The sequence below is a fragment of the Pseudomonas sp. 3MAES_34.3B genome (assembly GCF_058145875.1).
This window is the reverse complement of sequence record NZ_CM176960.1, coordinates 5,153,681-5,179,835: the sequence shown is the minus strand read 5'-3', so window position 1 is coordinate 5,179,835 and position 26,155 is coordinate 5,153,681. Positions and strand designations below refer to the sequence as shown.

The window sequence follows — 26,155 nt, the reverse complement described above, 5'->3', positions numbered from 1 at the left end:
CGGAAGGGTACACGTATGAGTAGTGTTCAAAACGCCGGCGGGCTCGCCCAAGGCTTGAAGGCCCGCCACGTCACCATGCTGTCTATCGCCGGTGTGATTGGTGCGGGCCTGTTCGTGGGGTCCGGCCACGCCATTGCCGAAGCCGGCCCCGCCGTGCTGCTGGCCTATGCTGCCGCTGGTACCCTCGTGGTGCTGGTGATGCGCATGCTGGGCGAGATGGCGGTCGCTTCCCCAGATACCGGTTCGTTTTCCACCTATGCCGACCGTGCCATTGGCCACTGGGCCGGCTTTACCATCGGCTGGCTGTACTGGTGGTTCTGGGTATTGGTGATTCCACTGGAAGCCAACGCTGCCGCTGGCATCCTTCACGCCTGGATACCAGACGTCCAGGTATGGGTATTTGCCCTGATCATCACCGCGGTGCTTACCGTTACCAACCTGTTCAGCGTGAAAAACTACGGCGAATTCGAGTTCTGGTTCGCGCTGCTGAAGGTGATCGCCATCGTTGCCTTCATCGTAGTGGGCCTGGGCGCGGCGTTTGGCTTCGTGCCGGGCAGCCAGGTCAGCGGTTTCAGCCACGTGACCGACACCCAAGGCTTCATGCCTAACGGTTTGGGCGCTGTGGTAGCTGCGATGCTCACGACCATGTTCTCGTTCATGGGTACCGAGATCGTGACCATTGCGGCCTCCGAATCCCGCGACCCGGGCCGGCAGATTTCCAAGGCTACCAACTCGGTAATCTGGCGGATTTGCCTGTTCTACCTGGTATCGATCTTCCTGGTGGTTGCACTGGTGCCGTGGAACGACCCTGCGCTGCCGCAGCTGGGCTCTTACCAGACCGTGCTCAACCTCGTTGGCGTGCCTAACGCCAAGCTTATCGTGGACATCGTGGTACTGGTTGCCGTTACCAGCTGCCTCAACTCGGCGCTCTACACCTCTTCGCGCATGCTGTTCTCCCTGAGCAAGCGCGGCGATGCCCCGAAGGTAGCCCAACGTACCTCGCGCGCCGGCACGCCTTACGCCGCGGTCATTCTGTCTACCGCAGCTGCATTCCTGGCCACCTTCGCCAACTATGTGGCCCCTGCGGCGGTGTTCGACTTCCTGCTGGCAAGCTCGGGCGCCATCGCGCTGCTGGTGTACCTGGTAATTGCCTTCTCGCAACTGCGCATGCGCCGCCAGGCCGAAGCACGGGGTGAGCAGATGGCGTTCAAGATGTGGGCCTTCCCGGGGCTTACTTACCTGGTGATCGCGTTCATCATTGCTGTGCTGGCCGTGATGTTCTTCCGTGCCGACCACCGTATCGAAATCATCGCCACCGGCCTGCTTACCATCGCTGTGGTGGCCGCTGGGTTGATCGTTGACCGTCGTCGCAAATCCACGGGCGCGGCCCGGGCGGTCCTGGGCAGCTGATACCTGCCGAGTTGCTGAAACTACAAAAGGCCGCTACCTGAGAGGGTAGCGGCCTTTTTGTTCCTCGGTGCTTACCAGCGTGGGCCATCGAAGCGCTGGTGCTCCCAATGCCGAGGGGGCGGCGGGGCGGGGCGGTAATACACCACCTGCGGGGCGGGGCGGTAATACACCGGCTGTGGCGCCGGCACGTACACCACCTGGCGTGGCGGTGGTGCGTAACGCGGCCCGTCGTGGTGGTGATGCCCACCGTTGTCCCAGTTACTTGCGATAAGCGCGCCTACCGCAGCGCCAGCGACCACCGGCACGATGAGGTTACGCTCGTCCGCTGACGCAGTACCGGCGACCCCAGCGGCCACCAGGCAAGTGGAAAGAAGCAGGGCTTTGGTCAACTTCGCAAACATGGTGTCTCCTCAAGCGCCGATCATGGTGGCGCCATGGACGTATGAAACACCGGGGGCGTGTAAAGCGCGGTATGGAAACAGTAAAGGTTTGGTAAGGGGCGGGTTGGTCTCTTCCCGGGGTTCCCCCGGTCCCACAGTCGGCGCAGGCCCTTGTGGGGGTAGGCGCCAGCCTGCGAATGAAGTTAAACGGTGCTAGGCATCAGGCGCTTCAGCGATAACCGCGGCAGCCGCTACGTAGGCTTCGGAGAACTCGGGGCTTTCGATGCGCGCCATGGCGTCGTCTTCGCTCAAGTTGTGGTGCTTCTCGTAGTAAGCGATCCACAGCGAAATGATCAGGTCCGAGACGTCGTCTTCCGAGTAATTCTCCATCACCAGCGGCAGTGGGGATTCGGTCAGGAACACGTGCGCAACGGCCTGCTGGCCCTCGGGCTCGGCGGCCGCCATTGCGTCGAACATATCGTCGAAGGCGCCCATCTCCATGCCGCCGTCGAAGAATTCTTCCATGCTGACGAACGCTGGAGACAGGGCGTCAGGGTTGTTCTCTGGCGGCGTGTCGGCCACGTTGTTGCGCAGGATGCGGTTCTGCCGGGCCTTGGCCGAGGCGCGCTTGTGTTTCTTCTGCTGCTTGCGGGGAGAGGACATGGGGCGGCTCCTTTGCCGGCACGAAACGAAGCGTTATGAGCGTAGCGCAACAACTGAAGCGCAAGGGACGGATTACGCGGGGTGCACGAGCGAAAGCGGGCTTTCATGTCGCGCATCAACAAAAAACCCCTGAACCTTTCGATTCAGGGGTTTTGGAAGAATGGTGCCCAGGGACGGAATCGAACCGCCGACACGGGGATTTTCAATCCCCTGCTCTACCAACTGAGCTACCTGGGCAACGGGGCGCATTAAACGGGTTTTTCAGGATGGCGTCAAGCGTCGGTGCAAAAAAATTTTAATTATTACCGTCGCTTACGCGGCAACGGGTCATTCCGAGGGCGGAACGTAACCTTCGGCCTGGGCGTAATCCTCGCCGGACAGGTACTTGTCCATCTCGGCCTGCAGGAACTTGCGGTCTTCGGCATTCATCATGTTCAGCCGCCGTTCATTGATGAGCAGGGTCTGGTGCTTCTGCCAGTCGGCCCAGGCCTTCTGCGACACGTGCAGGTAAATGTCTTCACCCTTGGCGCCAGGGTAGGGCGGGCGTTCCAGGCCAAGGAGTTCTTCTTTGTACTTGCGGCACATCACGGTGCGGGTCATGGGGTTTCTCCTGCATGCAAGGCAACGGCCGCGCGCTCCAGCAATGTTTTCACGGGGGCAGCCAGGCCCAGGCGCGGCGGGGTGGCGAGGTTATACCAGAGCCAGTCGGCCTCGGCCACGCGGGCGGCGCGCGCATCGACCTGAACCAGCCAGGGCTGGATGCTCAGTTGGAAGTGGCTGAAGGTGTGCACAAGGCCAGGTAAAGCATGGGTGTCCAACAGCCGAAGATCGTGCTGAGCCACCAAATGCTCGATGTCGTTGAAGTCATCCAGCTCAGGCAGGCTCCACAGCCCGCCCCACAGCCCAGTGGAAGGGCGGCGATACAGCAGAATGTCGCCCTGGCCATTACTGAGCAGTGGCATGAGTGTTTGCCGCTGAGGCAGTGCCTTGCGCGGCTTGGGCGCGGGGAAGCGGGTTTCCTCGCCCAGCAAGTGCGCCCGGCAGCCTTCGCGCAGCGGGCACAACAGGCAGGCGGGCCGGCTGCGGGTGCATAGCGTGGCGCCCAGGTCCATCATGGCCTGGGTGTAATCGTTCACCCGTGCGTGGGGTGTGAAGCGGTCAGCGGCGTCCCATAGGGCCTTGGCTACCTTCGGCTCGCCCGGGTAACCGCTCTGCGCGGTATACCGGGCCAGCACGCGCTTCACGTTCCCGTCGAGAATAGGCGCGCGCAGGCCCATGCTGATACTGGCGATGGCGCCTGCGGTGGAGCGGCCGATGCCAGGCAAGCTTTCGAGCAAGGCGGGGTCTTGTGGAAACTCACCGTTGTAGTCGGCCATCACGATGCGCGCGGCCTTTTGCAGGTTGCGTGCGCGGGTGTAGTACCCAAGGCCCGTCCACAGGTGCAGCACTTCGTCTTCCGGCGCTTCGGCCAGGTCACGGACGGTCGGCAGCGCCGCCATGAAGCGGTCGAAATAGTTGAGCACGGTGCTCACCTGCGTCTGCTGAAGCATGATTTCCGATACCCACACGCGGTACGGATTGATCTGCTGCTGCCAGGGCAGGTCGTGCCGGCCGTGCTGGTCGAACCAGCTCAGCACGGCGCAGGAAAATTGCTCAGGTGTCATCGCTTGAACAGGCCCTTGAGGGCATCCTTCAGTTCCGGGCTGACCTTGTCGCCCAGCTTGTCTTCGATCTTTTCTTCTACCCGGTTGCGTACCGCCTGGGTTGCCAGCTGGCCAAGGCCGTCGCGGTCCACGCGGCAGGCGCGCGCGCCCAGCTCCAGAGGGCCCCGGCAGCGAACCGGTAGCTCCAGGTTCGCGAAGCGGTCGTTCACCTGGCAGGCAGGGTCGGCCATGTTGCCGCTCTCGCCTTCCACCACCACGCCCACGCGGTAATCCATGCCCAGCACGCGCAGGTCGATATCGCCATTGCCGTTTACCCGCAGCCCGGGAATGTTCGCCTTGAAGTCAGGGTTGTTGGCCACCCCGTCGCGCACGGTCAACGTGCCGTCAAGGCGCTGGAAGGGTGTATCCCGGCCGCGTGGCTCGCTGGCCAAGGCCTTGCGGTTCAGCAGGGCAATGCCTTGGCACAGCTGCTGTTCGAGGTTGGCATTGACTAGCACGCCGTTGTCTACGCTGAAGCGGGCATTGCCGTTAAGGGTATCCACCAGTGCCTTCTGGCTGTTGCCGCTACCGGTGAACGTGGCGTCCAGGGTAAGCAGGCCACGGACCGGCGGGGTAGCGGTGTGGCTGGCAAGCACGGCTTCCACAGGCACCTTGTTCAGGTTGGCCTTGAGGCCGAGCACGGGCACCTCCGGCCGTACATCGAGGCTGCCGGTGGCGTTGAAATCACCATTGGCGATTTGCCCGCCCAGCTGCTGCAGGGTGAGCAGCCCATGGGCGCCCGTGGCGTTCAGCCGAGCATTGTCGATGGGCAACTTCTGCAGGGTAAGCCGGGCCAGGCTCAGCTCGGCTTGCAGGTCGATAGCGCGCAGGCGCTCGATGGGGAATAGCCGATCGTCGCTCCAGGCCTGGCGGCCGGGCGCTTCAGGCAGGGGAGAATCACCGCCGCTGGCCATGGCTGCTGCTTCGCTGCCCTGTACCTCCGCCTGGCGAGCGGCCGACGTGCCCCTGGCCGCATCGCTGTCGGCGGGCAGGTAACGGTCCAGGTCCAGCGTGTCACCCTGCAGCTTGATGCGTACCGCCTGCGCTGCGAGGTCTTCTACTGCCACGCGGCCCGTCAGGGTGCTGCCGTCCAGCTTGATGGTGAGGTCTTCCAGCGCCAGCGCGTTCCGGTTGCCCTGCAGCGTGCTCACCAGTTCGATCTGGGTGAGCGCGGCCGGGTCGGCGGTGCCAGGCACGGGCTGGCCAATGCCATCGAGGAAGGCGCGCAGGTCCAGCTGGGCAACCGACAACGCGCCGCTGAGCTGAGGCGCGGTGTCTATGTCGCGCGCATGCAGTTCACCCAGCGCGCGCACCTGGTTCACCGAAAGCTTCAGGTTGTTCCAATCCGCGACCTTGGCCGCGAGGTCGGCCAGCAACTGGCCCTGAGCCGCGAACGTAACCGTTTTCCCTTGCAAGGGCGCGCCAGACAATTCGCCACCCAGGCGCATGTCTTCGAACTGGTAGCGCTGCACGGAGGGGTCGAAGCGCAACGTGCCTTTCAGCTCGGTGCGGGCGCGAAGTTCGGGCTGGTTGGTGCCCAAAAACGCGGTAAGCGTCACCGGCACGTCGGTTGCCGGGTGAATGGCCCCGGTGCTCAGCTGGATGCTTTCGGCACTGAAGGTGCGGCCGCTTTGTTCATCCAGGTAGCCCACCCGGGCGTTGTTCACCGTGAGGCTGTCGATGTCCAGCTTCATAGGCCGGCCGCGCTCGGCGGTGGCAGAGGGCTCGGTGCCAGCCGGGGCCGGGGCTGGCTGCGCAAGGTCGCCTGGCAAGGGTTTGCCGAAGTCTTCCCAGTTGCCATGGCCCTGGGCGTCACGCTGCAGGTTCAGCTCAAGCCCATCGATGCGCACGTCGCTCATTTGCACTTCGCGGCGCAGCAGCGGCAACACCCGTACCGACAGCCCCAGCAGTTGAAGGTTGGCGAAGGGGCTTTGGGGTTGGGCAAGCGTAGCCACACTGGCGTCATGCAGTTCAAGCCCAAGCCATGGGAAAAGGCTCCAGCCGATATCCCCGTTGAGGGTCAGCTCTACATGGGCCTTGTCGCGGGCGAGCTTGCGGATTTCGTCTTTATAGTCGTTGGGATCGAAAAGATGGGTCAGGGCAAAGCCCAGAGCCACGATGATCAGCAACAGCCCGAGTATGAATAGCCCCAGGATTTTGCCGAACGCTTTCATGGGCGGGTCCTTGTAATCCGGTTCATGGTTCGCCGGGAGTATAACGGTTTGCTTGCCCGGTACGCGGCCAACGTTGCGCTTGTGTAGCGTTTTGGTTACCAGCCCTCGAAGGTGGCCGATGCAGGCACTGTGCGCCACGCCACAAGCCGCCAAAAAGGCGATAGCAGTGTGCTTTCATTGGCGTGAACAAATGTTAATCTTCGCGGTTCGAAGGCTTTGTGCGGCAGTTTGTCGCGTTTTCGAGAGTGCTGCCGATAAGACGATCAGTTGCCATGTGCACGAAGATCGCGGCACCGCTCTAGCACCAGGCAGTCGCCTGGCGTAAAGGCCGCGAGCCAATCACAACTAGGGGTAGTAAATGACTCAAAGCACTCATGCGGCGAGCGCGGCTGATCAGCCGGGTTTTCTCGCCAAGGAACGCATAATCGCGAAGCCCGGGTTCAACCGTTGGCTGGTACCGCCCGCCGCCCTTGCCATTCACTTGTGCATCGGCATGGCGTATGGCTTCTCCGTCTTCTGGCTGCCGTTGTCCAAGGCGCTGGGCGTTACTGCCGCCGTCGCTTGCCCGGCGGACATGGGCTTTATCGGCCAGGTGTTCTCTTCTGATTGCGACTGGCCGATCTCCATGCTCGGCTGGATCTACACCCTCTTCTTCATTTTCCTGGGTTGCTCGGCCGCGGCCTGGGGCGGCTGGCTGGAACATGCCGGCCCACGCAAGGCAGGCGTGGTATCCGCGGTTTGCTGGTGCGGTGGCCTGGTGATCTCGGCGCTGGGTGTCTACACCCACCAGATCTGGCTGATGTGGATCGGCTCCGGCGTGATCGGCGGCATTGGCCTGGGCCTGGGCTATATCTCTCCCGTTTCCACCTTGATCAAATGGTTCCCGGACAAACGCGGCATGGCCACCGGCATGGCGATCATGGGCTTCGGCGGCGGCGCCATGGTGGGTGCGCCCCTGGCAACCGCGCTGATGTCTCACTTCGCAACGCCTACCAGCGTAGGCGTATGGCAGAGCTTCCTGGTGATGGCCGCGATTTACTTCGTATTCATGATCGGCGGTGCGCTCACCTACCGTGTGCCCCCTACCGGCTGGAAGCCTGAAGGTTGGGCGGCGCCGGCCAAGAAGGCCAGCAACGCCATGATCACCGACCGTCACGTTCATGTGAGCGTGGCCTGGAAAACCCCTCAGTTCGCACTGGTATGGCTGGTGCTGTGCCTGAACGTATCCGCCGGCATCGGCATCCTGGGCATGGCTTCGCCACTGCTGCAGGAAGTGTTCGCAGGCAAACTGTTGGGCACCAACCAGACCTTCGGTGAACTCGCACCGGCACAGTTGGCACAGATCGCGGCTATCGCGGCCGGCTTCACTGGCTTGCTGAGCCTGTTCAACATTGGCGGCCGCTTCTTCTGGGCGTCGTTCTCGGACTACATCGGCCGCAAGTACACCTACTTCGTGTTCTTTACCTTGGGCGTGGCGCTGTACGCGTTGGTACCGAACCTCGGCCACCTGGGTAACGTTGCGCTGTTCGTGACCGCGTTCTGCATCATCCTGTCGATGTACGGCGGCGGTTTCGCCACGGTACCGGCCTATCTGGCAGACCTGTTCGGTACCCAGATGGTTGGCGCCATCCACGGTCGCTTGCTCACTGCCTGGGCCGCTGCCGGCGTGCTGGGCCCGGTGCTGGTGAACTACCTGCGTGAATACCAGCTGAGCATCGGCGTGGAACGCGCCGCGGTGTACGACATCACGCTGTACATCCTGGCGGGCCTGCTGGTGCTTGGCTTCATTTGCAACGCGCTGATCCGCCCGGTGGCCGACAAGTACTTCATGACCCCCGAAGAGCTTGCCGTGGAACGCGCGATCAGCCACGACAAGAGCGCAAACGGTTCCACCGTGCTCGAATGGCGCGCCGCCCCGGGTACTCGCCCGTTGGTAATCGCCGCCTGGCTGGCCGTTGGCATTCCGCTGGCGTGGGGCGTGGCAATCACGATCCAGAAAACCGCCGTGCTGTTCTGACAGCGGTTCGGTAACACCCGAACCCCGCCCCGCCGCACTGGCCGGGCGGGGTTTTTCGTATCTTCGTCGCTGATCGCTTCATGCTGCCGCCCATCTGCGCCTATAATGTGCCCCTTTTTCGCTGAATGATTGTTTGCGGAGTTGGTGATGACCGAACGTAAGGCGTTCGTCGAGCGCAACACCCTGGAAACCCAGATCAAAGCCTCGATCAACCTGGATGGCACCGGCAAGGCCCGGTTCGATATCGGTGTGCCTTTCCTTGAGCATATGCTCGACCAGATCGCCCGCCATGGGCTGATCGACCTGGACATCGAATGCAAGGGCGACCTGGCTATCGACGACCATCACACCGTCGAGGATGTGGGCATTACCCTTGGCCAGGCGTTCGCGCGCGCGGTAGGTGACAAAAAAGGCATCCGCCGCTATGGCCATGCCTACGTCCCACTGGACGAAGCCCTGTCGCGGGTGGTGATCGATTTTTCCGGCCGCCCCGGCCTGCAGATGCACGTGCCCTACACCCGGGCGGTGGTCGGCCGGTTCGACGTAGACCTGTTCCAGGAGTTCTTCCAGGGCTTCGTCAACCACGCCCAGGTCACCCTGCACATCGATAACCTGCGCGGCGTGAACACGCACCATCAGATCGAAACCGTGTTCAAGGCGTTCGGCCGCGCGCTGCGCATGGCCGTGGAAGTGGACGATCGGATGGCCGGCCAAATGCCTTCCACCAAGGGCGTACTCTGATGCAAACGGTAGCGGTGATCGACTACGGCATGGGCAACCTGCACTCCGTGGCAAAGGCCCTGGAGCACGTGGGCGCCGGCAAAGTGCTGGTAACCAGCGATGCGGCGGTGATTCGCGAGGCGGACCGGGTAGTGTTCCCCGGCGTTGGCGCGATCCGCGATTGCATGGCTGAAATCCGCCGGCTGGGCTTCGATGCGCTGGTACAGGAAGTGAGCAAGGACCGTCCCTTCCTCGGTATCTGCGTAGGCATGCAGGCCCTGATGGAACGCAGTGAAGAGAACGACGGCGTGGACTGCATTGGCGTGTTCCCAGGCCAGGTGCGTTTCTTCGGCAAAAACCTGCACGAAGACGGCGAGCACCTCAAGGTGCCCCACATGGGCTGGAACGAGATCAGCATGCCGGTGGACCATCCGCTGTGGCATAGCATCCCGGACCGCGCGCGTTTCTACTTCGTGCACAGCTACTACATCGAGGCCGGCAAGCCTTCGCAAGTGGTTGGCCGCGGCCACTACGGCAAGGATTTCGCCGCTGCCCTGGCTGAAGGCTCACGCTTCGCCGTGCAGTTCCACCCTGAAAAAAGCCATACCCACGGCCTGCAGTTGCTGCAGAACTTCGCCGCCTGGGATGGGCGCTGGTAAGAATTTTTGTAGCTGCAAGCTATAAGCGGCAAGTTGCAAGCCGAAGCGGAACCACCGCGCCCGGCTTTGCTTTACTTGTGGCTTATAGCTTGCAGCTTGCCGCTGATTCCGAAGGATTCCGAAATGTTGATCATCCCCGCTATTGACCTCAAGGACGGCGCTTGCGTGCGCCTGCGCCAGGGCCGTATGGAAGACTCCACCGTGTTCTCCGACGATCCGGTGAGCATGGCTGCCAAATGGGTGGACGGCGGCTGCCGCCGGCTGCACCTGGTAGACCTCAACGGCGCCTTCGAAGGCCAGCCGGTCAATGGCGACGTGGTTACCGCGATCGCCAAACGCTACCCGAACCTGCCGATCCAGATCGGCGGCGGCATCCGTTCGCTCGAAACCATCGAGCACTACGTGAAGGCCGGCGTGAGCTACGTGATCATCGGCACCAAGGCCGTGAAGCAGCCCGAGTTCGTGGCTGAAGCCTGCAAGGCATTCCCGGGCAAGGTGATCGTGGGCCTGGACGCAAAAGACGGTTTCGTCGCTACCGACGGTTGGGCTGAAGTGAGCACGGTGCAGGTGATCGACCTGGCCAAGCGGTTCGAAGCCGACGGCGTGTCGGCCATTGTGTACACCGATATCGCCAAGGACGGGATGATGCAGGGCTGCAACGTGCCCTTCACCGCCGCGCTGGCCGAAGCCACGCGTATCCCGGTAATCGCTTCGGGCGGCATTCATAACCTGGGCGACATCAAGGCCCTGCTCAACGCCAAAGCCCCTGGGATCATTGGCGCAATCACCGGCCGGGCCATCTATGAGGGCACGCTGGATGTGGCTGAAGCTCAAGCCTTCTGCGACCAGTTCGTGAGTGGCAAGCTGTAAGCGGCAAGCTACAAGAGAAAAGCAGTACGCGATCCGCTGTTACTTACCGCTTGGAGCTTGAGGCTTGAAGCTCCAAGCGTGAAGCTGCCGACGAAGGAGGCCCTGATGGCCCTGGCAAAACGCATCATCCCCTGCCTGGACGTGGACAACGGCCGCGTGGTCAAGGGTGTGAAATTCGAGAACATCCGCGATGCCGGGGACCCGGTGGAGATCGCTCGCCGCTACGATGAGCAAGGCGCGGACGAAATCACTTTCCTGGACATCACCGCCAGCGTGGACGGCCGCGATACCACGCTGCACACCGTGGAGCGCATGGCGAGCCAGGTGTTCATCCCGCTGACCGTGGGCGGCGGCGTTCGCACGGTGCAGGATATTCGTAACCTGCTCAATGCCGGGGCGGACAAAGTTTCCATCAACACCGCCGCGGTGTTCAATCCCGAGTTCGTGGGCGAAGCCGCCGCGCGGTTCGGGTCACAGTGCATTGTGGTGGCGATCGACGCCAAGAAGGTTTCCGGGCCTGGCGAAGAGCCTCGCTGGGAGATCTTCACCCATGGCGGCCGCAAGCCCACCGGGCTCGATGCGGTTGAATGGGCGCGGAAGATGGAAGGGCTGGGCGCGGGCGAGATCCTGCTCACCAGCATGGACCAGGACGGCATGAAAAACGGCTTCGACCTGGGGGTTACCCGGGCGATCAGCGATGCGCTGGGGATCCCGGTGATTGCCAGTGGTGGCGTGGGTAACCTGCAGCACCTGGCAGATGGCATCACCCAGGGCCACGCCAGCGCCGTGCTCGCGGCCAGTATTTTCCACTTCGGCGAATACACCGTGCCCGAGGCCAAGGCGTTCATGGCAGCGCAGGGCATCTGCGTTCGTTGACCATTCAAGCCATGTTGGTAGCGGCGGGGCCAACCTTCCGGCGAAGCTTTCGAATGGGTTTTTACCCTTTTCGCGAGCTGCGCCCGCTTCCCACAAAGTGAACTGAATCCCTAATCAGGGCGAACTCTGTGGGAGATCCTGCTCACCAGCATGGACCAGGACGGCATGAAAAACGGCTTCGACCTGGGGGTTACCCGGGCGATCAGCGATGCGCTGGGGATCCCGGTGATTGCCAGTGGTGGCGTGGGTAACCTGCAGCACCTGGCAGATGGCATCACCCAGGGCCACGCCAGCGCCGTGCTCGCGGCCAGTATTTTCCACTTCGGCGAATACACCGTGCCCGAGGCCAAGGCGTTCATGGCAGCGCAGGGCATCTGCGTTCGTTGACCATTCAAGCCATGTTGGTAGCGGCGGGGCCAACCTTCCGGCGAAGCTTTCGAATGGGTTTTTACCCTTTTCGCGAGCTGCGCCCGCTTCCCACAAAGTGAACTGAATCCCTAATCAGGGCGAACTCTGTGGGAGATCCTGCTCACCAGCATGGACCAGGACGGCATGAAAAACGGCTTCGACCTGGGGGTTACCCGGGCGATCAGCGATGCGCTGGGGATCCCGGTGATTGCCAGTGGTGGCGTGGGTAACCTGCAGCACCTGGCAGATGGCATCACCCAGGGCCACGCCAGCGCCGTGCTCGCGGCCAGTATTTTCCACTTCGGCGAATACACCGTGCCCGAGGCCAAGGCGTTCATGGCAGCGCAGGGCATCTGCGTTCGTTGACCATTCAAGCCATGTTGGTAGCGGCGGGGCCAACCTTCCGGCGAAGCTTTCGAATGGGTTTTTACCCTTTTCGCGAGCTGTGGCATGCGCCCATAAAGTTGGACGAGTAAATCAGGCTGCTGCGGCCTGGGTCCTGTACGCCACAGGGCTCAGGCCGTCGAGCTTCATCTTGATGCGGTAATGATTGTAATAGTGAATGTATTCCTCAATCGCCGTCCATAGCTGATCGATGCTGGTAAAGCGCTCCCGGTAGAAGAACTCCGTCTTGAGCGTGCCGAAAAAACTTTCCATGGCCGCGTTGTCCAAGCAGTTACCTTTGCGCGACATGCTCTGTTCCAGACCCGCTGCCTGTAGCCGGTCGCGGTACTCCTGATAGCGGTAGTGCCAGCCCTGATCCGAGTGCAGCAGCGGCGTGGCACCGTCCGGCAAGCGCTTCAGAGCCTGCTCCAACATTTGCCCCACCAGCGCATACTGTGGGCGTTCGGCGAGCTGATAGGCCACGATCTCGCCGTTGTACAAGTCCAGCACGGGCGACAGGTACAGCTTTTCACTGCCCACCTTGAACTCGGTCACGTCGGTCACCCACTTCTGATTCGGCGCCTCGGCCTTGAAATTCCGGGCCAGCAGGTTGGGCGCGGCTACCCCTATCAGGCCGTTGTACGACTTGTACCGCTTGGGTCGTACCTTGCATTGAAGCCCCATCTCGCCCATCAGCCGACGCACTTTCTTGCTGTTGACCAGCTGCCCGTCGTGACGCAGGGTCGCGGTCACGCGGCGGTAGCCGTATCGGCCCTTGTGCTGATCCTGAATGCTCTGGATCGCAGCTTTCAGCGGGGCGCTCATGTCCCCGGCAGCAATCGCCTTGAGTTGGTAGTAGTAGGTGCTGCGCGCCAGCCCGGCCGCCTTGAGCAGCGCATCAAGGTCAAAGTCCGACCGCAGCGCGGTGACTATCCGGGCTTTTTCTTCCCGGCTGCCGCCTGCCTTTCCTTTTCCTCCCTTAACGCCTTCAACTTTTTTAGGTAAGCGTTCTCCACCCGAGCCTGGTACAGCCTGGCCAGCAACTGGTCATGGGTCAGGTCTTCATCCTTGATCGACTCGGATGGAAGGGGCGTCTGGGGTTTTGGAAATTTCGGCTTGGACATGACAACAGGCAATTCCTGGGGCCCCGGGCGCGGGGCTTCGATGGCGCTACTGTAGTACTCACGCTCCCATCTGCCCACCTGGCTGGAACAGCCGAGGTTGAACAGGGCCGCGACCTCTCGAAGCGATAGGTGATCGCGCCACTTCGTTTGCAGTACCATCAGCTTGAATTCGGTGGTGTACGACTGGCGCGCACGCGGCGTGACACCCTGTTCGCCATGTTGCCTATAGGCCGCAATCCAGCGGCGCAGCAGCGTGGGATCAACGCCGAAGTCGGCGCCAACGCGGCGAAAACCGTAGGCCCCAGAGAGGAAGGCGCCGATCGCTGAAAGCTTGAACTGCGTACTGTACTTGCTCATGAATACACCCCAGAGGTTGGATGGATGTCCAACTTCTAGGGCGCGCTTCACTGCGCCCGCTTCCCACAAAGTGAACTGAATCCCTAATCAGGGCGAACTCTGTGGGAGATCCTGCTCACCAGCATGGACCAGGACGGCATGAAAAACGGCTTCGACCTGGGGGTTACCCGGGCGATCAGCGATGCGCTGGGGATCCCGGTGATTGCCAGTGGTGGCGTGGGTAACCTGCAGCACCTGGCAGATGGCATCACCCAGGGCCACGCCAGCGCCGTGCTCGCGGCCAGTATTTTCCACTTCGGCGAATACACCGTGCCCGAGGCCAAGGCGTTCATGGCAGCGCAGGGCATCTGCGTTCGTTAACCTTTTATGCCATGTTGGAAGCGGCGGGGCCAACCTTCCGGCGAAGCTTTCGAATGGGTTTTTACCCTTTTCGCGAGCTGCGCCCGCTTCCCACAAAGTGAACTGAATCCCTAATCAGGGCGAACTCTGTGGGAGCAGGGCGAAGCTCGCGAATAAGGGTTTAAGGAAACCGCTAAGGCAGTTGCTTCCCAGGAGTTGCGAGAGCACCTACAGGTGACGTGGCTGGTTGCCCCTGTGGGCAATCATCTGGCGGATGCTGATCATCTCTACCCCCCGTGCTTTCAAGCCCGGTAGCGCTTGCTCCAGCAGGGTGAGGGTTTCAGGGTAGGGATGGCCGATTACCACCGCTGAGCCCTGCTTACGGGCCAGCGCTACCGCCTTGTCCAGCTGCGCCGCGATAGCTTGCGGCGCACGCTCATCGTCCAGAAATACATCCCGGGATACGCTCGCAAGCCCGATGGCCTGTGCCTGCGCGGCTGCCTGGGTCGCGGCGGTGGTGCGGCTGTCTACCAAAAACAAACGCCGTTGCTGAAGCTCGTTGGCCAGCAGCGCCATGGGCCCGGTTTGCGCGGTCATGCGGCTGCCTTCGTGATTATTCAAGCCAGCGGCGAACGGTACTGCCTTGAAAGCCGCGACAAGGCGCTCGCGCAGCTGATTATCCGGCATGCCGGGTTGCCAGGCGAAAGGGCCGCCGGCCGGGTCCATGGGCATATGTACGATTACCGTCTTGCCTGCCTTGTAGGCTTCGCGTGCGAACGTTGCGGCGTGCGGGGTATCGGGCATCACAGCCAGGGTTATCGGGCCAGGAAGCGCCAGGGCCCGGGCATCCCGCGTAACGTTTTGCCCAAGGTCGTCGATGATCAGGCTGAGGTAGGCAGGCGCTTCACTCGCCGTGGCCACGCCTGCCCATACGAAAGTGAGCAGGCAGGCCAGGAACCACGTTCGCATGGCTTCAGTTGCCGCGGGTAACCTTCAAGCCCTTGAGCAGGTTCAGCGCCTGGCTGAGCTGGAAGTCGTCATCCTGCGGGCGCGCCTTCTTGTCCGCCGCGCTGCTGCCCGTAGGCCGGTCGGCGCCACCATTGCCATTACCCAAGTGGCCTTGCAGGTCCGCTTCCTTGAAGGTTTCCTGGTCCTGCTCGCGGGTAATCTTCGCCCGGCGCACTTCCACGTCGGGGATAATCCCCTGGGCCTGAATGGAGCGCCCGTTTGGTGTGAAGTACAGCGCGGTGGTCAGCTTCAGTGCCCGGTCATTGTTCAGCGGCAGCACGGTTTGCACCGAGCCTTTGCCGAAGCTGTCCGTGCCCATGAGCACGCCGCGCTTCTGGTCTTGCAAGGCGCCAGCCACGATCTCGGACGCCGACGCGCTGCCGCCGTTTATCAGCACTACCAGCGGAGCACCTTCGCTGGCGTCGGCAGGGTCGGCATTGAAGCGCAGTTCGGAGTTGGCGATGCGGCCTTTGGTGTACACGATCAGGCCGTGGGTAAGGAAGTGGTCTGCCACTTCCACCGCTGCCTGCAACACGCCACCGGGGTTATTGCGCAGGTCGAGGATCAGGCCATTGAGCTTCTTGCCGTTGTCCTTGCGCAGCTTGGCAAGCGCCTTGCCCACCTCTTCGCCCGTCTTTACCTGGAACTGGGTAATACGGATGTACCCGTAACCGTCTTCCAGCAACTGCGCCTTCACGCTCTTCACCTGGATGATGGCGCGGGCCAGGGTTACGTCGAATGGGTTGCCGCCGTCACGTACCAAGGTAAGCGTGATTTTCTCACCCACCTTGCCGCGCATCTTGTCCACGGCTTCGGTCATGGTCTGGCCGCGGGTGGGCTGGCCGTTGATCTTCACGATCAGGTCGCCCGCTTCGATGCCCGCACGGCTGGCAGGGGTGTCGTCGATGGGCGACACCACCTTGATGAAGTTGTCTTCCACGCCCACTTCAATGCCCAGGCCACCGAATTCACCACTGGTGCTTTCCTGCAACTCGGCGAAATCCTCGGGGCCCAGATAGGCCGAGTGCGGGTCCAGGTTGCTCAACATGCCCTTGATTGCGTTTTCCAGCAGGGTCTTGTCGTCCACCGGCTCCACATACGCAGCCTTGATACGGTCCATCACCTCAGCGAAGGTGCGCAGTTCGTCCAGCGGCAGCGGCGCCTTGCCCGGTGCGGGCGCGGTAACCGGAGACGCCGCGGGCGCCGGCGTGGGATCAGCGGCGTTCGCCAGGGGCGCGCTCATCATCAGAGCGAGGGCCAGCATGGAAAGGCGGGAGGAATGCAGCATGTCGAACAACTCCTGATCCTGTTTGACCGGTACCGCGTCAGCCGCGGCACCACTGTGCGGGGTCGGTTGCCCGGCCCTGCTGTCGAATGGCGAAATACAATGCTGGTGTGTCCTGCCCACCGCTGGTGCCGACCGTTGAAATCGCCTCACCAGCCTTGACTACATCTCCCGCACTTTTAAGTAGCGTCTGGTTATGGCCGTACAGGCTGAGATAACCGTCCCCGTGGTCCAGAATGACCAGAAGCCCCGCGCCGCGCAACCAGTCGGCGAATACCACCCGGCCGCCATGCACCGCGCGTACGGCGGTACCGGCGGCTGCGCCGATCATTACACCGTCCCAGCGCGTGCGCTCATCCCCACGCGTGTCACCAAAACGCGCCAATAGTCGACCATCGACCGGCCAAGGAAGTTTTCCCCGGGCTGCGCCGAAAGCGCCTCCGAAGGTTTCGCCGGTACTTACCCGCACTTCGGGGGCTGCCTTTCGCGGCGGGGGCGGCGTGTTGCTCGCGGCCGCCGCTTCGCGTTGCCGGCGTTCTTCTTCCTGCTGTGCCAGCAGCGCCTTGCGCCGGGCCTCTTCGGCTTCCCGCGCCTGGCGCGCCAGGGTTTCCTCGATGGTTGCCAGTACCTTCTGCAGGTCAGCCTGATCCTGCTGCCGCCGTTGCAGCTTCTGGTCCCGCGCCTGGTAATCGTCGTTCAGTTTGGCCAGGGCCACCTGACGCTCCTTGCGCGCCTGTTCCAGCTGGGTGCGCTGTTCATCCAGCGTCCCCTGCTGCACCAACAACTGCGCTTGTTGCATCTGGATATTCTTTTCAACATCCGCAAGCTGGCGCAGGGTGTCGTTGAACGCCTTGAGCTGGTCCAGCCGCGCCTTGCTCAGGTAGTCGTAATAGGTGAGGGTACGGGCAAACTGTTCGGGGTTCTGCTGATTGAGCAACAGCTTGAGGTATTCCTGTCGGCCGCTTTGGTACGCTGCCCGCGCCTGAATGCCGATCAGCTTTTGCTGTTCAATGCGCGAACTTTGAAGTTTTTTTTTCTCTGTCTCGAGCCGCTGCAGCTCGGTTTCGGTTTTTTTCAACTGTTCCTGCAAGGCATCGACCTGCTTTTGCAGCGTGCCCATCTGCGTTTCGGTACCCCGCAGGTCCTTCTGTACGTCAGCCTTCTCTTGCTGCAACTGGCCAAGCACCTTCTTCAGCTCATTGATATCTTGCCGGGTGGCTTCAATCTGCTGCTGGGTTTGTGCGCGATCATCGGCGAAAACCGGAAGCGTCATGGCCGCGAGGGCGAGGAAGGCGAGGGCGCGAAGCATCGAGTGGTCGTTACCGGAATAGAAAGTGGGCCTAGTATGCCCGGCGGCATCGGCAATCAAAAGGGCGCGCCATGCACGCCCTGTCCTTGATGATCAGGCGTCGACCAGAATGGAGTGGCCAGTCATTTCTTCGGGCTTTTCCAGGCCCAGCAGTTGCAGCATGGTGGGCGCCACATCGGCAAGCACCCCGCCTTCGCGCACTTTCAATGGGCGCTTGCCCACGTAGATGAACGGCACCGGCTCGGTAGTGTGGGCGGTGTGGGCCTGGCCGGTGGATTCGTCTTCCATCTGCTCCACGTTACCGTGGTCAGCCGTGATCAGCGCTTCGCCACCCACTTTCTCCAGCGCGGCGGCGATGCGGCCCACACAGGTATCCAGGCACTCGACCGCTTTCACGGCCGCGTCGAAGATGCCGCTGTGGCCCACCATGTCGCCGTTGGCGTAGTTCACCACAATCACGTCGAAGCGCTGGTTCTCGATGGCGTCGACGATCTTGTCAGTCACTTCCGGTGCGCTCATTTCCGGCTGCAGGTCGTAGGTGGCGACCTTGGGCGACGGGATCAGGATGCGCTCTTCGCCTGGGAACGGCTCTTCGCGGCCACCGGAGAAGAAGAAGGTCACGTGGGCGTACTTCTCGGTTTCAGCGATGCGCAGCTGGGTTTTGCCATTGTTGGCCAGGTATTCGCCCAGCACGTTCTTCAGGCTGCTGGCGCCGAAGGCCGCTGGTGCGGGGATCTTCGCCGAATATTGGGTCAGGCCTACATAGCCGGCCAGCTTGGGCTGGCGCTTGCGTTCGAAGTCGGCGAAGTTGTCTTCAACGAATACCCGTGACAGTTCGCGGGCGCGGTCTGCGCGGAAGTTCATGAACACAACCGCGTCGCCGTCTTCGACCTTCACCGGTTCGCCCACGGTGGTGGCCTTCACGAACTCATCGCTCTCGCCACGGGCATAGGCGGCGTCCAGCCCTTCGGAGGCGGTAGCGGCGTGATATTCGGCAGTGGCGTCCACGATCAGGTTGTAGGCGGCGCTTACGCGGTCCCAGCGGTTGTCGCGGTCCATGGCGAAGTAGCGGCCGATCAGGCTGGCAAAGCGGCCTTTGCCCAGGCGGGCGAAGGTGCTTTCCATCAGTTCGAGCGAGCTTTGCGCGCTTTTGGGTGGTGTGTCGCGGCCATCGAGGAAGGCATGCAGGTAGATGCGCTCGGCGCCACGGCGGGCGGCCAGTTCAACCATGGCCATGATGTGGTCCTGGTGGCTGTGTACGCCGCCATCGGACAGCAGGCCCATCACATGCACGGCCTTGCCCGCGCTTACCGCCTTGTCGACGGCCGCGCAAATGGTGGGGTTTTCGAAGAACTCACCATCGCGGATGGCCTTGGTCACCCGAGTAAAGTCCTGATACACCACGCGGCCGGCGCCGAGGTTCATGTGGCCCACTTCGGAGTTGCCCATCTGGCCGTCGGGCAGGCCCACGTCCATGCCAGAGCCGGAAATCAGGCCATGGGCATGGTTTTGCAACAACTTGTCGAGATTCGGCTTTTTAGCGGACCAGACGGCGTTGTATTCATGGGTATCGCTATGCCCGAATCCGTCCAGGATGATCAAGACCAGAGGTTTCGGCGTGGCTGTCATGGTTCCCACTCGCGGCTGTCAGAGGATAAGGAAAGCTATCTTAGGGCAATTCACCCCGGCTTGCGTACCAGAGCGTGATCCACAGACCCCCGAGCCCCGCTCCGGTTCCATGAAACAGGCGCCCGGTGGGCTTTGGCCGTGCCCGGCCGCTGTGTATACTGGCCGCCATTTTTCATGCTCTGGAAGCTGTCGATGGTCGCTCACTTGCTGGAATTCGCCACCAATCACTACCTGCTCGTCGGTCTTTTCCTGATTCTTCTCGCGTTGCTGCTGGTACTTGAAACCAGCCGTGGCGGCCGTAGCCTCAGCCCACGCGAGTTGACCGCCCTGGTAAACGCCGACAAGGGCGTGGTGATCGATATCCGCGCCAAGAAGGATTTTGCCGCCGGCCATATCGTCGACGCGCTGAACATTCCTCAGGACAAGCTCGTAGCGCGTGCCGCCGAGCTGGACAAGCACAAGGGCAAAACCCTGATCATCGTGGATGCCATGGGCCAGCACGCTGGCACGGTATGCCGGGATCTTCTGAAAAGCGGCCATACCGCCGCGAAGCTGTCGGGCGGCATTTCAAGCTGGCGCGCCGACAACCTGCCACTGGTGAAGTGATATGGCTCAGATAGTCGTTTATTCCAGCGATTGGTGCCCGTACTGCACTCGGGCCAAGGCCTTGCTTGCAAAGAAGGGCGTGGCGTTCGAAGAAATCCGCGTGGACGGCCAACCTCAGCTGCGCGCCGAGATGACCAAGAAGGCAGGGCGTACGTCCGTGCCGCAAATCTGGATTGGCGACTATCACGTGGGCGGTTGCGATGACCTGTACGCCTTGGAGCGAGCGGGCAAGCTGGACCCGCTGTTGCGCTGAAAACAACCCTACCGAACGTTACAAGAAGGATCTGTCATGACTGATCAAGCTACCAACGGCGCCGCCAACGAAGAAGCTGAAGGCCCGCAATTCTCGCTGCAGCGCATTTACGTTCGCGACCTCTCCTTCGAGGCCCCGAAAAGCCCGGCGATCTTCCGCCAGCAGTGGGAGCCGAGCGTTGCGCTGGACCTCAACACCCGTCAGAAGCAGCTGGACGGCGATTTCCACGAGGTTGTGCTCACCCTTTCGGTAACCGTGAAAAACGGTGAAGAAGTCGCCTTCATCGCCGAAGTTCAGCAGGCCGGTATCTTCATGATCAAAGGTCTGGATGCAGGCGCCATGAGCCATACCCTCGGCGCCTTCTGCCCGAACATCCTCTTCCCGTACGCTCGCGAAACTCTGGACAGCCTGGTCACCCGCGGCTCGTTCCCTGCGCTGATGCTGGCCCCGGTCAACTTCGACGCCCTGTACGCGCAAGAGCTGCAGCGCATGCAGGAAGCCGGCGAAGCGCCTCAGGCCTGATCGCCCGGCTTGCTACGCAAAAAACGCCCTTCGGGGCGTTTTTTTTCAATCTTGTTCGCGGGCTTCGCCCACTCCTACAGTTGCGAGTGCAGGCCTGGATCTTGTAGGAGCCGGGCGCAGCCGCAGGCGGAGCTCGCGAAGCAGGCACCGCGTAACTCAGTGGTTACCCCTCGCAGAACCCATGCTGCCGCCACGCCTCGTACACGGCAATGGCCACGGTATTGGAAAGGTTCAGGCTTCGGCTGTTGGGGCGCATGGGCAGGCGCAGGCGGCGGTCTGCGGGGAAAGTGTCGAGCACCTCGGGCGGCAGGCCTCGGCTTTCCGGGCCGAACAGGAAGGCGTCCCCGGGTTCGAACTGCACGTCGTGAAACGGCCGTGAACCCTTGGTGGTGAAGGCGAACAGGCGCGGGTTGCCCAGGCTTTCAAGGCAGGTGGGCAGGTCCGGATAGCGCTTGAGTGGCGCATACTCGTGGTAATCCAGGCCCGCCCGCCGCAAGCGCTTGTCATCCAGCTCGAAACCCAAGGGTTCAATCAGGTGAAGGTGGCAGCCGCTGTTGGCGCAAAGCCTGATAACGTTGCCCGTATTGGGTGGTATTTCCGGTTGAAACAGGATGACGTGAAACATGCGCGGCTCCGATACGAACGACGGGCAGCATTCTAACGCCGAAGTGCTGCCGCCACGATCCTCCCTGTGGCCTCGCTTCCTGTGCTCGCTGGCACTGATCGGGCTGCTGGTAGGCTTGATGATCGGCAAATTGATGGACCCAGGGCGGCCTGCTTTCGACAAGGTGGAGTTGTTGCCCGAGGGTGAGATGAACGTATGGTTCGATCACGCCCCGCAGGTGCACGGGGAGCTGGTCGACGGCACGGTGGCCATCCTGTTCGACGCCAGCGGGCCACAGTTGCAAGGCCAGCTGGAACTGGAAGGTCGCCAGGCGAAGTGGACGCTGCGCCATACCGACAAGGGCCTACTGCTCAATATCATTGCGGCCCGGCAACTGCGGGCTCAATGGGAAGGTGAGGAAGTGTCCGGTCGCTGGAGGCTGCATATCAGCCTCCGTGACGAATAAAAGAGGGAAGCCCCGGCCTGCCTGTACCAAGGTCCCCAAAAGGGGTGAGCGCTGGCGTGATGGCCTTGCTCGGGTGTAAAGAAGGAACTTCGGCCTGCCTGTACCGAAGCCCCTGAAAGGGGCGGGGCCGCGCTATGCAAAGCCCCGAGGTGTAAAGAGGGGAACCCTGGCCTGCCTGTACCAAAATCCCCGAAACCGTTCATATCAGTGTTATTGCAGGGCGCGTGCCAGAGTGTGTAACTCCGTGGATTGCGGGGCTGCGCCATCTGTAACCATCTGAAATAAATGAGTATTTTTCTCGGCGGTGCTTATAGATTCGGGCGAGCCGCCCTCGTGAACAGGTTTGCAACAATCCACAACCGCGCCTTCGTCCGGTGCAAGCGGCACCGCGGTGCACAAATGTAGGCCCAAAAAAAGCCCCGCCGAAGCGGGGCTCTTGGTCAGCGGGCATCAGGCGTCGTCGTTATCGTCCTCTTCGCCACCATCTACCTTCATGCCCAGTTCCTTGATTTTGCGGGTGAGGGTATTACGGCCCCAGCCCAGCAGAACCGCGGCATCGCGACGTCGGCCGGCGGTGTGCTTGAGCGCCGTTTCGATCATGATCCGTTCAAAGCTCGGCACTGCGCTGTCCAGCAGGTTCGATTGGCCGCGCGCCAGGGCCTGGTCTGCCCATTGCCGCAGGGCTTGCTCCCAGTTGGTCACCGGCGCTGCGTCCTGAGGCAGGCTGAGCAGTTCGGGCGGCAGGTCAGAAATGTGCACCTCTCGCCCGGAAGCCATCACTGTGATCCAGCGACAGGTGTTCTCCAGCTGGCGCACGTTGCCTGGCCATGGCAGGTTTTTGAGGTACTCCTCGGTTTCTGGCTTGAGCAGCTTGGGCTCCACCGCCAGCTCCTGCGCGGCACGGCTGAGGAAGTGCCGGGCGAGGGTAGGGATGTCCTCGCGGCGGTCCGACATGCGCGGGATGTGAATGCGGATGACGTTCAAGCGGTGGAACAGGTCTTCCCGGAATTTACCCGCGTGCACCAGGTTTTCCAGGTTCTGGTGCGTCGCGGCAATGATGCGCACGTCGACCTTGACCGGCGTATGGCCACCCACCCGGTAGAATTCACCGTCGGCCAACACGCGCAACAGACGGGTTTGGGTATCGGCAGGCATGTCGCCGATTTCGTCGAGGAACAGCGTGCCGCCATCTGCCTGTTCGAAACGGCCGCGGCGCAGGTTGGCAGCACCGGTGAACGCGCCTTTCTCGTGGCCAAACAGCTCGGATTCCATCAGGTCTTTCGGAATCGCCGCCATGTTCAGGGCAATGAAGGGGGCTGCTGCGCGGGGGCTGTGCCGATGCAGGGCATGAGCTACCAACTCCTTGCCGGTCCCGGACTCGCCGTTGATCAGCACGGTGATATTGGAGTGGCTCAAACGCCCGATGGCCCGGAACACCTCCTGCATGGCCGGGGCTTCACCGATAATCTCCGGTGTGCGGGTAAGCGCAGGCGGCGTGTCCATCCCTTGCTGTTCTTGCGCATGCTGGTTGGCACGCTTCACCAGCGATACCGCTTCATCCACATCGAAGGGCTTGGGCAGGTATTCGAATGCACCGCCCTGATAAGACGCCACCGCGCTGTCCAGGTCGGAATGGGCGGTCATGATGATCACCGGCAGGCGAGGGTGCTGCTCGCGAATGCGCGCGAGCAGGTCCAGGCCGCTGGCACCCGGCATGCGGATATCGGAAATGATCACGTCGGGCTGCTGGCGAGCGAGGCGGCTCATCACGCCATCGGCACTGTCGAAGCTCTGGGTCGTCATGCCTTCCTGTTGCAGCGCTTTTTCCAAAACCCAGCGGATGGAACGGTCGTCATCGACGATCCAGACGGTTTCACTACGGCTCATGACGAAGCAGCTCCTTGTTCCAGCGGCAGGAAGATCGAAAAAGTGGTGTGGCCAGGGTGGCTGTCACATTCGATCAGCCCCTGATGCTGGCTGATGATGTTCTGAGTAATGGCCAGCCCAAGGCCGGTGCCGTCGGGGCGCCCGCTGACCATTGGATAAAAGATCGTTTCCTGCAGTTCGTGGGGTATGCCCGGCCCGTTGTCGATGATCTCGATCTTGGCCACCAGCCTGTGACGGGTGTGGCCAATGGTGAATTGGCGCATGGTGCGGGTACGCAGGGTTATGCGGCCAAGGCGCAGCTCCTTCTCCTCGCTGATGGCCTGCATGGCGTTGCGCACAATGTTCAGCACAGCCTGGATCATCTGCTCGCGATCGATCAGCACATCGGGAATGCTCGGGTCGTAATCCCGCAGCAAGGAAATGCCGCCCTGGCTCTCGGCATCCACCAGGCTGCATACCCGCTCCAGCACTTCGTGAATATTGGTCATCGCCAAAGAGGGCAACTTGTTGGAGCCCAACATGCGGTCCACCAGGTTGCGCAGCCGATCGGCCTCCTCGATGATCACATTGGTATAGTCGCGCAAGCCCTCCTCGGGAAGCTCCCGGGCCAGCAACTGCGCCGCCCCGCGGATACCACCAAGGGGGTTCTTTATCTCGTGTGCAAGGCCCCGCACCAGCATCTTGGTGGTTTCCTGCTTCGATAGCTGTGCCTCTTCCTTAGTAATGCGCAACAGGCGGTCCCGAGGGTGCACCTCAAGCAACAACAAGGTTTCGCCTTTGCTCAGGATCGGCGTAACGGCGTAGTCCACGGTGAGTGTCTGGCCGGTCATCGCGGTAAGCATGGCTTCCCGTTTGGTAAACGGATGGGCCTGCTCCACGGCCTGGCGAAGCGAATTCAAGGCTTCGGCCGATTCAGTGAACAACTCGCTGATGAACTGGCCATGGCTACGTTGGCCGCTGATAGCCAGCAACATCTCCGCTGCGGGGTTCATGTACTCGAGCCGTAGTTCGGCATTGAGAAGAATGGTGGCGGTGGTGAGGTTGTCCAGTAACAGTCGGTGCAGCGCATCGCTGATGGTCATGCGTATCCTTGACCTCTCTTGGCACGTCGCGACCCAAGGGCGCGGTCTCGGTGCGGGGCCAGGCCACGCCTGCGCCCCACTGATGCATGCAAAATGCAAAATCCAAACCAAGCTCCGAAAAGAAGCGCACATGCCCGGGAAGTCAGGGTTTGCGATGGGAATCGGGATAAGGCTAGCTGGCTTTTGCGCTATTTCGGCTCACGTCACCGTGCAACGTGCATTGGATGCACTATAAGCGTGCGCGGGCTTTGGCGCGATAACCGCTAGCTTTCATCGTCATCATCATCGGCGGGTTTGTCGCTGAGGGGGCATTCCGGGCGCACGCCGTAGTCGGCTTCCTTGCACGGGCGCACCCGGCGTTTTTGCGCAAGGGACGTGCGCAGCATATGCACGGGTTGCGAGGGGGTGCGTTCCAGCACGTTGCCCTTGCTGTCGAGGATTTCGCCCACCAGCTGATGGGCGCCCCGGTCTACATTCTGCAAGGCGATGACGGGGCTCGCACCAGGTTCGCCCGCAGGCTTGCCGTCCAGCAGCAGTTGATAGCGGTCGCCGTTTTCCAGCGCCGGTTCGCTGGTGAGGGTCACGATCATTTCTCCGCTGGCGTGGGTCACGGCTGCATCGGGAAGGGGCACAAGGATGCGAAACATTTCATAGTGGGTTACCCGCATTACCGGCACTGCCTTGGGTCGCGCCTGCTGCTGGGGGCGATTGGCGCTCGCCGGCGCGGTGGAAGACTGGTTCATGCGGTTGCCCTTGGGTACCCGCACCGCTGTGGCGCCTTTGCGCGGCTGGTCCGTATACACCCGATTACCCTGCGCGTCGACGTACGTATATACCTGCGCCTGGCACATCCCGGCCATGGCGAACAGCGTACAAAACATCAACGCTTTCATCGCGCGTTGACCCGCAGAACCGAGATGGTGACCGGTTGGCTGGCTTGCACCACGTTCGCACCGTCCAATACCTGAACCGCTAGCCGGTGCTGGCCACGGTCGACGTTCACAAGTTGCAGCCGTGGAACGTTGCTGGGAGTACCGTAGGCAACGCCATCGAGCACCAGCTGCAGTAACTGCCCGTTGGCCAGCCGAGGCTGAATGCTGACCCCCACATCAAAGGTGCCGTCGTTGGCGCGTATTGCGCCGTCCGCCGGGATGCCCGTCAGCTCAAGCAAGGTATAGGCGGCTGCGGGGGCGGGTGGCGGAGCGGCGGGTGCGGGGGCGTCGGTCGGTTTGCCTTTCGGGATCTGCACACTATTGAGCGGCGGAAGGTTCATCTTCTGTGAAGGCCGGCCGGCGGGGGCGTGCTCCGAATACACCGTGTTGCCGTTGGCATCGGTGGACTTGTAGATCTCGCCGAAGGCCGGAGCGCACAGGAGGGAGGTCAGCAGCAAAAGGGCATGGCGCATAGGGACTACTCGGCA

Annotated in this window: 25 protein-coding genes, 1 tRNA gene and 3 pseudogenes; 13 read left to right on the top strand and 16 right to left on the bottom strand. The window is 62.0% G+C overall.

Annotation, left to right across the window (positions count from 1 at the left end; translation table 11 throughout):
* Window positions 1–15: 15 nt before the first annotated feature.
* A complete protein-coding gene (gene gabP / locus AC3Z8Y_RS23295) occupies window positions 16–1,410 on the top strand; it encodes a GABA permease (protein ID WP_490087742.1) in 1,395 nt (464 codons plus the stop codon).
* Window positions 1,411–1,481: 71 nt separating this feature from the next.
* Here gabP and AC3Z8Y_RS23290 read toward each other — a convergent pair whose 3' ends face one another.
* From AC3Z8Y_RS23290 to AC3Z8Y_RS23265, 6 genes are all read right to left on the bottom strand, one after another.
* Window positions 1,482–1,811, bottom strand: a complete 330-nt coding sequence (locus AC3Z8Y_RS23290; RefSeq protein ID WP_490087741.1) for a hypothetical protein — start codon at window positions 1,809–1,811, stop codon at window positions 1,482–1,484.
* A gap of 192 nt (window positions 1,812–2,003) precedes the next feature.
* Window positions 2,004–2,453: a hypothetical protein gene (locus AC3Z8Y_RS23285; protein WP_490087740.1), complete on the bottom strand. Its 450-nt coding sequence runs from the start codon at window positions 2,451–2,453 to the stop codon at window positions 2,004–2,006.
* A 161-nt stretch (window positions 2,454–2,614) separates the two neighbouring features.
* Window positions 2,615–2,690, bottom strand: a tRNA-Phe gene (locus AC3Z8Y_RS23280).
* 90 nt (window positions 2,691–2,780) lie between these two features.
* Window positions 2,781–3,053: an oxidative damage protection protein gene (locus AC3Z8Y_RS23275; protein ID WP_490087739.1), complete on the bottom strand. Its 273-nt coding sequence runs from the start codon at window positions 3,051–3,053 to the stop codon at window positions 2,781–2,783.
* Window positions 3,050–4,117 carry an A/G-specific adenine glycosylase gene (gene mutY, locus AC3Z8Y_RS23270; protein WP_490087738.1) on the bottom strand — a complete coding sequence of 356 codons (1,068 nt, stop codon included), beginning with the start codon at window positions 4,115–4,117 and terminating at the stop codon, window positions 3,050–3,052. The genes AC3Z8Y_RS23275 and mutY overlap by 4 nt, the downstream gene beginning before the upstream one ends.
* Entirely contained in the window at window positions 4,114–6,330 is a 2,217-nt protein-coding gene (locus AC3Z8Y_RS23265; protein WP_490087737.1) for an AsmA family protein, read from the bottom strand. Before AC3Z8Y_RS23265 ends, mutY begins: the two co-directional genes overlap by 4 nt.
* A 358-nt stretch (window positions 6,331–6,688) precedes the next feature.
* Between AC3Z8Y_RS23265 and AC3Z8Y_RS23260 the strand changes: the two genes are divergently transcribed.
* From AC3Z8Y_RS23260 to AC3Z8Y_RS23230, 7 genes and pseudogenes are all read left to right on the top strand, one after another.
* Window positions 6,689–8,347, top strand: coding sequence for an OFA family MFS transporter (locus AC3Z8Y_RS23260; RefSeq protein WP_490087736.1), 1,659 nt, complete (start codon window positions 6,689–6,691; stop codon window positions 8,345–8,347).
* A 147-nt stretch (window positions 8,348–8,494) separates the two neighbouring features.
* The gene (gene hisB / locus AC3Z8Y_RS23255; protein WP_490087735.1) at window positions 8,495–9,088 is read left to right on the top strand and encodes an imidazoleglycerol-phosphate dehydratase HisB; all 594 of its coding nucleotides are present in this window, start codon (window positions 8,495–8,497) and stop codon (window positions 9,086–9,088) included.
* Entirely contained in the window at window positions 9,088–9,726 is a 639-nt protein-coding gene (gene hisH, locus AC3Z8Y_RS23250) for an imidazole glycerol phosphate synthase subunit HisH (RefSeq protein ID WP_181110956.1), read from the top strand. The genes hisB and hisH overlap by 1 nt, the downstream gene beginning before the upstream one ends.
* A gap of 123 nt (window positions 9,727–9,849) precedes the next feature.
* Complete coding sequence (gene hisA / locus AC3Z8Y_RS23245) at window positions 9,850–10,596, top strand: 1-(5-phosphoribosyl)-5-[(5-phosphoribosylamino)methylideneamino]imidazole-4-carboxamide isomerase (protein ID WP_490087734.1); 747 nt, start codon at window positions 9,850–9,852, stop codon at window positions 10,594–10,596.
* Window positions 10,597–10,701: 105 nt separating this feature from the next.
* Window positions 10,702–11,472 (top strand): imidazole glycerol phosphate synthase subunit HisF, encoded by a 771-nt coding sequence (hisF, locus tag AC3Z8Y_RS23240; RefSeq protein WP_490087733.1) that lies wholly within the window; start codon window positions 10,702–10,704, stop codon window positions 11,470–11,472.
* Window positions 11,473–11,604: 132 nt separating this feature from the next.
* A pseudogene (locus AC3Z8Y_RS23235) lies at window positions 11,605–11,859 on the top strand (HisA/HisF-related TIM barrel protein); the annotation flags it as partial.
* Window positions 11,860–11,991: 132 nt separating this feature from the next.
* A pseudogene (locus AC3Z8Y_RS23230) lies at window positions 11,992–12,246 on the top strand (HisA/HisF-related TIM barrel protein); the annotation flags it as partial.
* Window positions 12,247–12,357: 111 nt separating this feature from the next.
* Here the strand turns inward: AC3Z8Y_RS23230 and AC3Z8Y_RS23225 are convergent.
* Window positions 12,358–13,745, bottom strand: a protein-coding gene (locus AC3Z8Y_RS23225) for an IS3 family transposase (protein ID WP_490086846.1) whose coding sequence is annotated in 2 segments (ribosomal slippage) — window positions 12,358–13,229 and window positions 13,229–13,745 — 1,389 coding nt in all. Because the reading frame shifts where the segments join, the coding sequence is not laid out codon by codon here.
* A gap of 105 nt (window positions 13,746–13,850) precedes the next feature.
* On the opposite strand from AC3Z8Y_RS23225, the pseudogene AC3Z8Y_RS23220 reads away from it, so the two are divergent.
* Window positions 13,851–14,105, top strand: a pseudogene (locus AC3Z8Y_RS23220) (HisA/HisF-related TIM barrel protein); the annotation flags it as partial.
* 207 nt (window positions 14,106–14,312) lie between these two features.
* Here AC3Z8Y_RS23220 and AC3Z8Y_RS23215 read toward each other — a convergent pair.
* From AC3Z8Y_RS23215 to gpmI, 4 genes are all read right to left on the bottom strand, one after another.
* Window positions 14,313–15,053, bottom strand: a complete 741-nt coding sequence (locus AC3Z8Y_RS23215) for a divergent polysaccharide deacetylase family protein (protein ID WP_490087732.1) — start codon at window positions 15,051–15,053, stop codon at window positions 14,313–14,315.
* Between the two features lie 4 nt (window positions 15,054–15,057).
* Window positions 15,058–16,380, bottom strand: a complete 1,323-nt coding sequence (locus AC3Z8Y_RS23210) for a S41 family peptidase (protein ID WP_490087731.1) — start codon at window positions 16,378–16,380, stop codon at window positions 15,058–15,060.
* Window positions 16,381–16,417: 37 nt separating this feature from the next.
* Window positions 16,418–17,686, bottom strand: coding sequence for a murein hydrolase activator EnvC family protein (locus AC3Z8Y_RS23205; protein ID WP_490087730.1), 1,269 nt, complete (start codon window positions 17,684–17,686; stop codon window positions 16,418–16,420).
* A gap of 93 nt (window positions 17,687–17,779) precedes the next feature.
* Entirely contained in the window at window positions 17,780–19,315 is a 1,536-nt protein-coding gene (gene gpmI / locus AC3Z8Y_RS23200; protein ID WP_490087729.1) for a 2,3-bisphosphoglycerate-independent phosphoglycerate mutase, read from the bottom strand.
* A gap of 192 nt (window positions 19,316–19,507) precedes the next feature.
* Here gpmI and AC3Z8Y_RS23195 point away from each other — a divergent pair, with 192 nt between their 5' ends.
* The 3 genes from AC3Z8Y_RS23195 to secB are packed head-to-tail and all read left to right on the top strand — an operon-like array spanning window position 19,508 to window position 20,696.
* Window positions 19,508–19,921 (top strand): rhodanese-like domain-containing protein, encoded by a 414-nt coding sequence (locus AC3Z8Y_RS23195; RefSeq protein ID WP_181110949.1) that lies wholly within the window; start codon window positions 19,508–19,510, stop codon window positions 19,919–19,921.
* 1 nt (window position 19,922) lies between these two features.
* On the top strand, window positions 19,923–20,174 hold the full coding sequence (gene grxC / locus AC3Z8Y_RS23190) for a glutaredoxin 3 (protein WP_181121664.1): 252 nt from the start codon (window positions 19,923–19,925) through the stop codon (window positions 20,172–20,174).
* 36 nt (window positions 20,175–20,210) lie between these two features.
* On the top strand, window positions 20,211–20,696 hold the full coding sequence (gene secB / locus AC3Z8Y_RS23185) for a protein-export chaperone SecB (RefSeq protein WP_181110947.1): 486 nt from the start codon (window positions 20,211–20,213) through the stop codon (window positions 20,694–20,696).
* Between the two features lie 163 nt (window positions 20,697–20,859).
* Here secB and AC3Z8Y_RS23180 read toward each other — a convergent pair whose 3' ends face one another.
* A complete protein-coding gene (locus AC3Z8Y_RS23180; RefSeq protein WP_490087728.1) occupies window positions 20,860–21,321 on the bottom strand; it encodes a tRNA (cytidine(34)-2'-O)-methyltransferase in 462 nt (153 codons plus the stop codon).
* On the opposite strand from AC3Z8Y_RS23180, the gene AC3Z8Y_RS23175 reads away from it, so the two are divergent.
* Window positions 21,320–21,766, top strand: a complete 447-nt coding sequence (locus tag AC3Z8Y_RS23175) for a hypothetical protein (protein WP_490087727.1) — start codon at window positions 21,320–21,322, stop codon at window positions 21,764–21,766. The genes AC3Z8Y_RS23180 and AC3Z8Y_RS23175 overlap by 2 nt on opposite strands.
* Window positions 21,767–22,216: 450 nt before the next feature.
* On the opposite strand, the gene ntrC is transcribed toward AC3Z8Y_RS23175, so the two are convergent.
* The 4 genes from ntrC to AC3Z8Y_RS23155 all read right to left on the bottom strand — a co-directional run bounded on the left by ntrC (window position 22,217) and on the right by AC3Z8Y_RS23155 (window position 26,140).
* A complete protein-coding gene (gene ntrC / locus AC3Z8Y_RS23170) occupies window positions 22,217–23,653 on the bottom strand; it encodes a nitrogen regulation protein NR(I) (RefSeq protein WP_181110944.1) in 1,437 nt (478 codons plus the stop codon).
* Window positions 23,650–24,735, bottom strand: coding sequence for a nitrogen regulation protein NR(II) (gene glnL, locus AC3Z8Y_RS23165; protein WP_490087726.1), 1,086 nt, complete (start codon window positions 24,733–24,735; stop codon window positions 23,650–23,652). The genes ntrC and glnL overlap by 4 nt, the downstream gene beginning before the upstream one ends.
* Before the next feature lie 263 nt (window positions 24,736–24,998).
* Window positions 24,999–25,628 (bottom strand): DUF4124 domain-containing protein, encoded by a 630-nt coding sequence (locus AC3Z8Y_RS23160; RefSeq protein ID WP_490087725.1) that lies wholly within the window; start codon window positions 25,626–25,628, stop codon window positions 24,999–25,001.
* Window positions 25,625–26,140, bottom strand: a complete 516-nt coding sequence (locus tag AC3Z8Y_RS23155; protein ID WP_490087724.1) for a DUF4124 domain-containing protein — start codon at window positions 26,138–26,140, stop codon at window positions 25,625–25,627. Before AC3Z8Y_RS23155 ends, AC3Z8Y_RS23160 begins: the two co-directional genes overlap by 4 nt.
* Window positions 26,141–26,155: the final 15 nt, after the last annotated feature.

Bases quoted from the DNA above. Each gene is read 5' to 3' on its own strand.
- AC3Z8Y_RS23285 (WP_490087740.1), bottom strand. From the start codon at position 2,453: ATGTCCTCTCCCCGCAAGCAGCAGAAGAAACACAAGCGCGCCTCGGCC.
- AC3Z8Y_RS23205 (WP_490087730.1), bottom strand. From the start codon at position 17,686: ATGCTTCGCGCCCTCGCCTTCCTCGCCCTCGCGGCCATGACGCTTCCG.
- AC3Z8Y_RS23275 (WP_490087739.1), bottom strand. From the start codon at position 3,053: ATGACCCGCACCGTGATGTGCCGCAAGTACAAAGAAGAACTCCTTGGC.
- hisB (WP_490087735.1), top strand. From the start codon at position 8,495: ATGACCGAACGTAAGGCGTTCGTCGAGCGCAACACCCTGGAAACCCAG.
- AC3Z8Y_RS23290 (WP_490087741.1), bottom strand. From the start codon at position 1,811: ATGTTTGCGAAGTTGACCAAAGCCCTGCTTCTTTCCACTTGCCTGGTG.
- AC3Z8Y_RS23265 (WP_490087737.1), bottom strand. From the start codon at position 6,330: ATGAAAGCGTTCGGCAAAATCCTGGGGCTATTCATACTCGGGCTGTTG.
- glnL (WP_490087726.1), bottom strand. From the start codon at position 24,735: ATGACCATCAGCGATGCGCTGCACCGACTGTTACTGGACAACCTCACC.
- AC3Z8Y_RS23195 (WP_181110949.1), top strand. From the start codon at position 19,508: ATGGTCGCTCACTTGCTGGAATTCGCCACCAATCACTACCTGCTCGTC.
- ntrC (WP_181110944.1), bottom strand. From the start codon at position 23,653: ATGAGCCGTAGTGAAACCGTCTGGATCGTCGATGACGACCGTTCCATC.
- hisA (WP_490087734.1), top strand. From the start codon at position 9,850: ATGTTGATCATCCCCGCTATTGACCTCAAGGACGGCGCTTGCGTGCGC.
- secB (WP_181110947.1), top strand. From the start codon at position 20,211: ATGACTGATCAAGCTACCAACGGCGCCGCCAACGAAGAAGCTGAAGGC.
- hisF (WP_490087733.1), top strand. From the start codon at position 10,702: ATGGCCCTGGCAAAACGCATCATCCCCTGCCTGGACGTGGACAACGGC.
- AC3Z8Y_RS23210 (WP_490087731.1), bottom strand. From the start codon at position 16,380: ATGCTGCATTCCTCCCGCCTTTCCATGCTGGCCCTCGCTCTGATGATG.
- gabP (WP_490087742.1), top strand. From the start codon at position 16: ATGAGTAGTGTTCAAAACGCCGGCGGGCTCGCCCAAGGCTTGAAGGCC.
- AC3Z8Y_RS23175 (WP_490087727.1), top strand. From the start codon at position 21,320: ATGCGCGGCTCCGATACGAACGACGGGCAGCATTCTAACGCCGAAGTG.
- hisH (WP_181110956.1), top strand. From the start codon at position 9,088: ATGCAAACGGTAGCGGTGATCGACTACGGCATGGGCAACCTGCACTCC.
- AC3Z8Y_RS23155 (WP_490087724.1), bottom strand. From the start codon at position 26,140: ATGCGCCATGCCCTTTTGCTGCTGACCTCCCTCCTGTGCGCTCCGGCC.
- mutY (WP_490087738.1), bottom strand. From the start codon at position 4,117: ATGACACCTGAGCAATTTTCCTGCGCCGTGCTGAGCTGGTTCGACCAG.
- grxC (WP_181121664.1), top strand. From the start codon at position 19,923: ATGGCTCAGATAGTCGTTTATTCCAGCGATTGGTGCCCGTACTGCACT.
- AC3Z8Y_RS23180 (WP_490087728.1), bottom strand. From the start codon at position 21,321: ATGTTTCACGTCATCCTGTTTCAACCGGAAATACCACCCAATACGGGC.
- AC3Z8Y_RS23260 (WP_490087736.1), top strand. From the start codon at position 6,689: ATGACTCAAAGCACTCATGCGGCGAGCGCGGCTGATCAGCCGGGTTTT.
- AC3Z8Y_RS23160 (WP_490087725.1), bottom strand. From the start codon at position 25,628: ATGAAAGCGTTGATGTTTTGTACGCTGTTCGCCATGGCCGGGATGTGC.
- gpmI (WP_490087729.1), bottom strand. From the start codon at position 19,315: ATGACAGCCACGCCGAAACCTCTGGTCTTGATCATCCTGGACGGATTC.
- AC3Z8Y_RS23215 (WP_490087732.1), bottom strand. From the start codon at position 15,053: ATGCGAACGTGGTTCCTGGCCTGCCTGCTCACTTTCGTATGGGCAGGC.